The organism is Streptomyces sp. 15-116A (assembly GCF_025290915.1).
Classification (GTDB): Bacteria; Actinomycetota; Actinomycetes; order Streptomycetales; family Streptomycetaceae; genus Streptomyces.
Map to the genome: position 1 here is coordinate 1 of NZ_JAOCQE010000325.1, position 6,294 is coordinate 6,294.

Here is a 6,294-nt window from a genome sequence, read left to right on the forward strand (position 1 = left end):
CGCTCGCCCGCGCCGGGGTGGACCCGGCCGCGCTCGCCGCCTTCGAGGGGCAGCCGCTGCTCGGCGGCGGCCGCCCGGTCGGTTCCGTACGCCCCGTGCCCGCACTCGCCCCACCTGTCGCCGCTCACCTCTGAGGCCGCCGAGGACACCGGTACCGTCACCTCTGAGCCCGCCAGGACTCCGGTGACGAAGCCCCGACGGGCCGGGGGACAATGGCGATCATGACGTCGTCGATGACCTTCCAGCCGGTCCTGGAGCGCATCGCCGAGGAGATCGAGCGGACCCCCGGCCGCGGCCGGCCCGCCGACTACATCCCGGCGCTCGCCGCCCGCGACCCCCGCCGCTTCGGCATGGCCGTCGCCGAACTGGACGGCACGGTGTACGGGGTGGGGGACTGGCGGCAGCCGTTCTCGGCGCAGTCCATCACCAAGGTGTTCACCCTCGCGCTCGACCTGGCCCGCGAGGGCGACGCCCTGTGGGAGCACGTGGGCCGCGAACCCTCCGGCAACCCCTTCAACTCCCTGGTGCAGCTGGAGTACGAGGACGGCATCCCGCGCAACCCGTTCATCAACGCGGGCGCCCTCGTCGTCACCGACCGCCTGCACACCCGCAGCGGCGACGCCGCCGGTGAACTGCTCGCCCTCCTGCGCGCCGAGAGCGGAAACCCCGACCTCACCTTCGACGAGGAGGTCGCTGCCTCCGAGTCCGCCCATGGCGCACGCAATGCCGCCCTCGCCCACTTCATGGCGTCCTACGGCAACATCGACAACCCGGTGCCGGTCCTGCTCGACCAGTACTTCCGGCAGTGCTCCGTCGCCGCGTCCTGCGCCGACCTGGCCCTGGCCGCGTCCTTCCTCGCCCGGCACGGCATCCGCGCCGACGGCACCCGTCTGCTCAGCCGCAGCCAGGCCAAGCAGGTCAACGCCATCATGCTGACCTGCGGGACGTACGACGCGGCCGGCGACTTCGCCTACCGGGTGGGGCTGCCCGGCAAGAGCGGGGTGGGCGGCGGGATCATCGCCGTGGTCCCCGGGCGCTGCACCCTGTGCGTGTGGAGCCCGGGCCTGGACGAGCGGGGCAACTCCGTGGCCGGGGTGGCGGCACTGGACCGCTTCACGACACTGACGGGCCTGTCGGTGTTCTGAACCCGGTGAGTCGTCAGCGCGGCGGCACCGGGCCCCACACCAGGCGCAGAAACACCCCGACGCCCGCGCCGCCCAGCAGCGCCGCTCCGGCGATCGTCCACGCCACCCGGGCGCTCCGGCCGTTGTCCTGGTCGCGTACGGCCGTCGCCGCGCCGGCCTCCGCCTCGGGACCCGTCAGCGGCCGGGCCCGCAGCGCGTCCAGCGAGCCCACCGGTTCGACCCGCCGGGCCGCCGCGAAACCCCAGTCCAGCAGCTCCCTCGCCTCCTCGTACACGGCGTGCGCCCCGCCCTCCCGGGGATTCATCACGCTCACCACCAGGGTGCGTCCGTCCCGCCGCGCCGCCGCCACCAGTGTGTGACCGGCGTGGCTGGTGTAGCCGTTCTTGATGCCGATGAGTCCCCGGTACGGTTCCACGTCGTCCGCGCCGGTGAGCAGCCGGTTGGTGTTGCGGATGGGGTACGTGCCGCCCTCGCGGGCCGGGAAGCGGGCGGAGACCTTGCCGCAGTACCGGGCGAATTCGGGGCTGCGCAGCCCGGCCCGGCCGAACACCGCCAGGTCGAAGGCGGAGGACACCTGGCCGGGCGCGTCGTAGCCGTCCGGCGACTTCACGCGCGTGTCGCGGGCGCCCAGCGTGCGGGCCTTGGCCTGCATCCGTTCGGCGGTGGCACGCCATCCGCCGTGGAGCGCGGACAGGACGTGCACCGCGTCGTTGCCGGAGTTGAGGAAGACCCCGTTCCACAGGTCGGCCACCCGGTAGGTGCGGTCCTCGGCGACCCCGACCAGGCTGCTGCCGGGGCCGACGTCCCGCAGTTCCTTCTCGCTGACGGTGTGCCGGATGCCGGCCGGCAGGGACGGCAGCACGGTGAGGGCGAACAGGGTCTTGAGCGTGCTCGCGGGCGGCAGTCTGCGGTGGGCGTTGTGCGCCGCGAGCACATCGCCGCTGTCGGCGTCGGCCACCAGCCAGGACTTGGCCGACAGTTCGGGAACCTCGGGGGCCTTCGCGCGCGGGCGCACCTGGGTTCCCGCGCGGTACAGCAACGACGGGGGTGCGGCCGCCGCCGCCCGCGGACCGGAGCCGGGGGACGGCCCGGGCTCGGCAGCCGGTCCGGCCGTCGCCGCGGCGGGCGCGAGCACCAGCAGGCCCGCCGCGCACAGGACACAGGTGGACACGGCTGCCCGCGAAGCAAATCCGATAGTCATATCGCAAACGTAGGAACGGCCCGCCGGGACGGCCCGCTGCCCGGGCCGGACACCGCCCGCGAGCACCCGGATGCCACACGCCGGTGGTACGTACGACAGGAGGCGGGGACATGGCGTGACCGCTCTTCGGACAAGGCGCGGCGGCTCTCCGGACACGGCGTGACGGCTCTTCGGGTACGGCGTGACGGCTCTCCGCACACTGCCTCGCGTCAGCCGCCCGGCAGCGTCGGCTGGATCCGGCGCAGGAACGTCGCGTTGTCCGGCGTCGTCCGCATCCGCTCCAGCAGCGTCTCCAGCGCCGTATGCCCGTCCCGGGACACCAGCACCCGCCGCAGACCGCGTACGGCGGTCAACTCGGCCGGGGTGAGCAGCAGTTCCTCGCGGCGTGTACCCGAACCGGTGACGTCCACGGCGGGGAAGAGCCGCCGCGTGGCCGCCTCCCGGCTCAGCCGCAGCTCCATGTTGCCCGTGCTCTTGAGCTCCTCGAAGTAGAACTCGTCGGCCCGCGACCCGGTCTCCACCAGGGCCGAGGCGAGGACGGTGAGCGAGCCGCCCTCCTCCGCCTGCCGGGCGGCGCCGAAGAACCGCTTCGGACCGGTCAGCGCCGACGCGTCGACACCGCCGCTCAGCGTCCGGCCGCCGGAGGATGCCGCGGTGTTGTACGCCCGGCACAGGCGGGTCAGCGAGTCGAGCAGCACGACGACGTCCTCACCGGCCTCGACAAGCCGCTTGGCCCGTTCGATCACCAGCTCGGCCAGCGCGATGTGCTGCCGCGCGGGCCGGTCGAACGTCGAGGCGTAGACCTCGCCGCGCACCGAGCGCCGCATGTCGGTGACCTCCTCGGGGCGCTCGTCGAGCAGGAGCACCATCAGCCGGCACTCGGGGTGGTTGCCGGCCACGGCCGCCGCGAGCTGCTGCAGCAGGACCGTCTTGCCGGTCTTCGGCGGGGCGACGAGCAGCCCGCGCTGGCCCTTGCCGACGGGCGCGAGCAGATCGACGACGCGCCCGGCCACCCCCGCCGCGGGGTGTTCCAGCCGCAGCCGCTCGTGCGGATGAAGGGGCGTCAGCTCGCGGAAGCGCCGTCGGCCGTCCGGCGCGCCGGGCGTACGGCCGTTGACGCGGGCGATGTCGGTGAGGCCGCGCCGCTCGCCGAGGACACCCTCGACATGGTCGCCCTTGCGCAGGCCGTACCGGCGCAGCAGGGCGGGGGAGACGGCGGGATCGGACGATGTGGGCAGGCAGCTCTCGGGGCGCAGGTGCCCCTTCCCGGCCGCGTCGATGTCGAGGACACCGGTGACGAGCCGAGGCTGCTGCCGTACGGGAGGGTGGTCGAGTGTGCTGGTGGTCATGGAGGTCGGTCCTTTCTCGGACGACGGTCACCGGGACATGCGGTGGGAAGGGGAGAAGGAGAGGAACCGCGGGGGAGGGTGGACACGCGCCTCCGGGCGGCGGGGAACACCACCTCGGACGCGGGGCGAAGCCCGCGGGGCTCCGGGTCAACCGGAAGAGCCCCTGGTCACGAGGTCGATGTGCAAGAGCCGATGCCCCGGTCCGAGACGACGGGCGGATCGGCGAACCGAAGAGGAACTGGCACCTGCGACGCCCAGGAAAGGGCGCGCGAGAAGAAGAGTGCTGCATGCACTGTAGCACCGGGTGCGCCGGTGCGGAGCGGAAAGGGCCCGCCGGTGGAGACCGGCGGGCCCTGAACGGCGCGGCGTGCGGGGAGTTCGCGCGGCGTCAGGCCGAGCGTTCCTCCGCCTCGCGGGCGATCCGCTCGAACTGCGCTCCCATGGCCTCCGCGAGCGCCTGCGCCCCCGACAACGGGCGCACCATCACGGTGAATCGGTCGATCAGGCCGTCGTCATCGACATGGATGAAGTCGCAGCCCTCGATCGTCCGGTCGCCGACCCGTGCGGTGAACACGAGCGCGTGATCACGGCCCGACGCGTCGTTGATCTCGCGCACATAGCGGAAGTCCTCGAACACCCCGGCCACCGCGCGCAGGATCGCCGCGGTGATCGGCTTGCCGGTGTAGGGCTTGAACACGACGGGGCTGGTGAAGACGACGTCCTCGGCCAGCAGTGCCTCGGCGGCGTCGATGTCGCCCGCCTCGACAGCCTTGCGAAATGCCCGCATCGCGACCCCCATAGTCAACTAATTGAATAGGTGCGGATGAGATTAGTCGTCCGCTGTTACCGTGTCCACATGTCCCTCAAGTACGCCGTCCTCGCCGCCCTTCTGGAGGGCGAGGCCTCGGGCTACGAACTGTCCAAGCTCTTCGACGTCTCGTTCGCCAACTTCTGGGCCTCCACCCCGCAGCAGCTCTACCGCGAGCTGGAACGGCTCGCACGGGACGGGCTGGTCGAGGCCCGCGTCGTCCGGCAGGAACGGCGGCCCGACAAACGGATGTTCTCGCTCACCGAGGCCGGCCGAAGGGACCTGGCGGGCTTCGCCGCCGAGCCGCCGAAGAGGCCCACCGCCATCCGCGACGAACTCCTCATCAAGATCCAGGCCATGGACGGCGTCGATCCCGAGGCGACCCGGGCCCTCGTCGAGGAGCGCATGACCTGGGCGCGCGGCAAACTCGCCCGCTACGCGCGCGTGCGGGACCGTCTGCTGGACGGGCGCACCGAGGAGGAGTACCTGAGCGAGGCCGACCGGATCGGGCCGTATCTCACGCTGATGGGCGGCATCGCCTTCGAGGAGGAGAATCTGCGCTGGTGCGAGCGGGTTCTCACGGTGCTGCGCCGTCGCGCCCCTCTAAGCTGATCCGATGTTCAGCCCCGAAGGCCCGAGCCTGCGCGAACTCGCCGTCCAGGCACTGTCCTCCGTCGAGCGCGGCTACGACCTCCTCGCCCCCAAGTTCGACGTCACCCCCTTCCGCACACCCGACTCCGTCCTGGAGGCGACCGCCGCGGCCCTGCACCGGATGGGACCCTTCGACACCGGCCTCGACCTGTGCTGCGGCACGGGTGCGGGCATCGGCGTGCTGACGCGGGTGTGCCGTGAGCAGGTCACCGGTGTCGACTTCAGCGCGGGCATGCTCGCCGTCGCGCGTGAGCACGCCCCCGACGCCGGGCCGCCGGTCGGCTGGGTGCGGGCCGACGCGCGGGCCCTGCCGTTCGGGCCGGCCTTCGACCTCGTGGTCAGCTTCGGGGCGTTCGGCCACTTCCTGCCGCGTGAGCGGCCGGAGCTGTTCGCCCAGGTCCACTCGGTCCTGCGCCCCGGCGGCCGCTTCGCCTTCCCCGTGGTCGCCCCGGCCAGGCCGGGCTCCCTCGAGTACTGGATGCTGCTCGGCTTCGACGCGGCGATGCGCGTACGCAACACCATCTGGCGCCCCCCGTTCGTCATGTACTACCGAGCCCTCCGCTTCAGCGCCCTCAACAGGGAACTGATCCAGGCAGGCTTCAGCGTCGAGTTCCACCCACTACCGGAGTTCGGCCACCGCAGGGACGGCAGCCCGAGGGTCCGCCTGGTCGTGGCGAAACGACTGGCCTAGCTGCGGGCAGTCGTGCCTTCGGGCGCCCACCTTCAAACCGCTGCAGGCAACGTGAACTCATAAACCAGCGCATCTTGCTGCGCATCGACGATCAGCTCGGTGATCTCCAACGGCCGCCCGAACTGATCCTGCACACGCCGAGTGACCCGCACCGACGGCGTGTCCGCGATCCGGCTGATCGTGTCCCGGTGATGCAACGTCAGCCCCGCCCGCCGCATCCAGTCGTACGCGCGACGCAACTCCGCCGCGGACGTCCCGTCGGCCCGGTCACGGTAGCGCGCCAGCTCCTCCACCTCCGCGAGAGCCACGGCGGAGAACGACGACACGGCCGTGCGCACCTCACGTCCGTCGGCGGACGCCGACCAGTAGCGGTGCACCAGCGTCGGCCGGCCCGGCGCCAGCCCCAACGGCTCGGCGTGACCGTGCGGCGGTGGCTCCCACGCCACGGT

5 protein-coding genes and 2 pseudogenes are annotated in these 6,294 nt (G+C 72.4%); 3 read left to right on the top strand and 4 right to left on the bottom strand.

The genetic code is table 11. The features are described 5' to 3' along the window. The first annotated feature begins 212 nt into the window (after positions 1-212). Positions 213-1,145 (top strand): glutaminase, encoded by a 933-nt coding sequence (locus N4P33_RS31135; RefSeq protein ID WP_260830292.1) that lies wholly within the window; start codon positions 213-215, stop codon positions 1,143-1,145. Positions 1,146-1,158: 13 nt separating this feature from the next. Here N4P33_RS31135 and N4P33_RS31140 read toward each other — a convergent pair whose 3' ends face one another. From N4P33_RS31140 to N4P33_RS31150, 3 genes and pseudogenes are all read right to left on the bottom strand, one after another. Next, on the bottom strand, positions 1,159-2,346 hold the full coding sequence (locus N4P33_RS31140) for a D-alanyl-D-alanine carboxypeptidase family protein (RefSeq protein ID WP_260830293.1): 1,188 nt from the start codon (positions 2,344-2,346) through the stop codon (positions 1,159-1,161). A gap of 209 nt (positions 2,347-2,555) precedes the next feature. Further along, positions 2,556-3,808: pseudogene (gene rho, locus N4P33_RS31145) on the bottom strand (transcription termination factor Rho). A gap of 275 nt (positions 3,809-4,083) precedes the next feature. Continuing rightward, positions 4,084-4,482 carry a nuclear transport factor 2 family protein gene (locus tag N4P33_RS31150; protein WP_260830295.1) on the bottom strand — a complete coding sequence of 133 codons (399 nt, stop codon included), beginning with the start codon at positions 4,480-4,482 and terminating at the stop codon, positions 4,084-4,086. Positions 4,483-4,551: 69 nt separating this feature from the next. Here N4P33_RS31150 and N4P33_RS31155 point away from each other — a divergent pair, with 69 nt between their 5' ends. Together N4P33_RS31155 and N4P33_RS31160 are read left to right on the top strand one after the other, a co-directional pair. Then, entirely contained in the window at positions 4,552-5,115 is a 564-nt protein-coding gene (locus N4P33_RS31155) for a PadR family transcriptional regulator (protein WP_260830296.1), read from the top strand. A 4-nt stretch (positions 5,116-5,119) separates the two neighbouring features. Continuing rightward, positions 5,120-5,845 carry a class I SAM-dependent methyltransferase gene (locus N4P33_RS31160; protein WP_260830297.1) on the top strand — a complete coding sequence of 242 codons (726 nt, stop codon included), beginning with the start codon at positions 5,120-5,122 and terminating at the stop codon, positions 5,843-5,845. Between the two features lie 32 nt (positions 5,846-5,877). Here N4P33_RS31160 and N4P33_RS31165 read toward each other — a convergent pair. Continuing rightward, a pseudogene (locus N4P33_RS31165) lies at positions 5,878-6,294 on the bottom strand (GntR family transcriptional regulator); the annotation flags it as partial.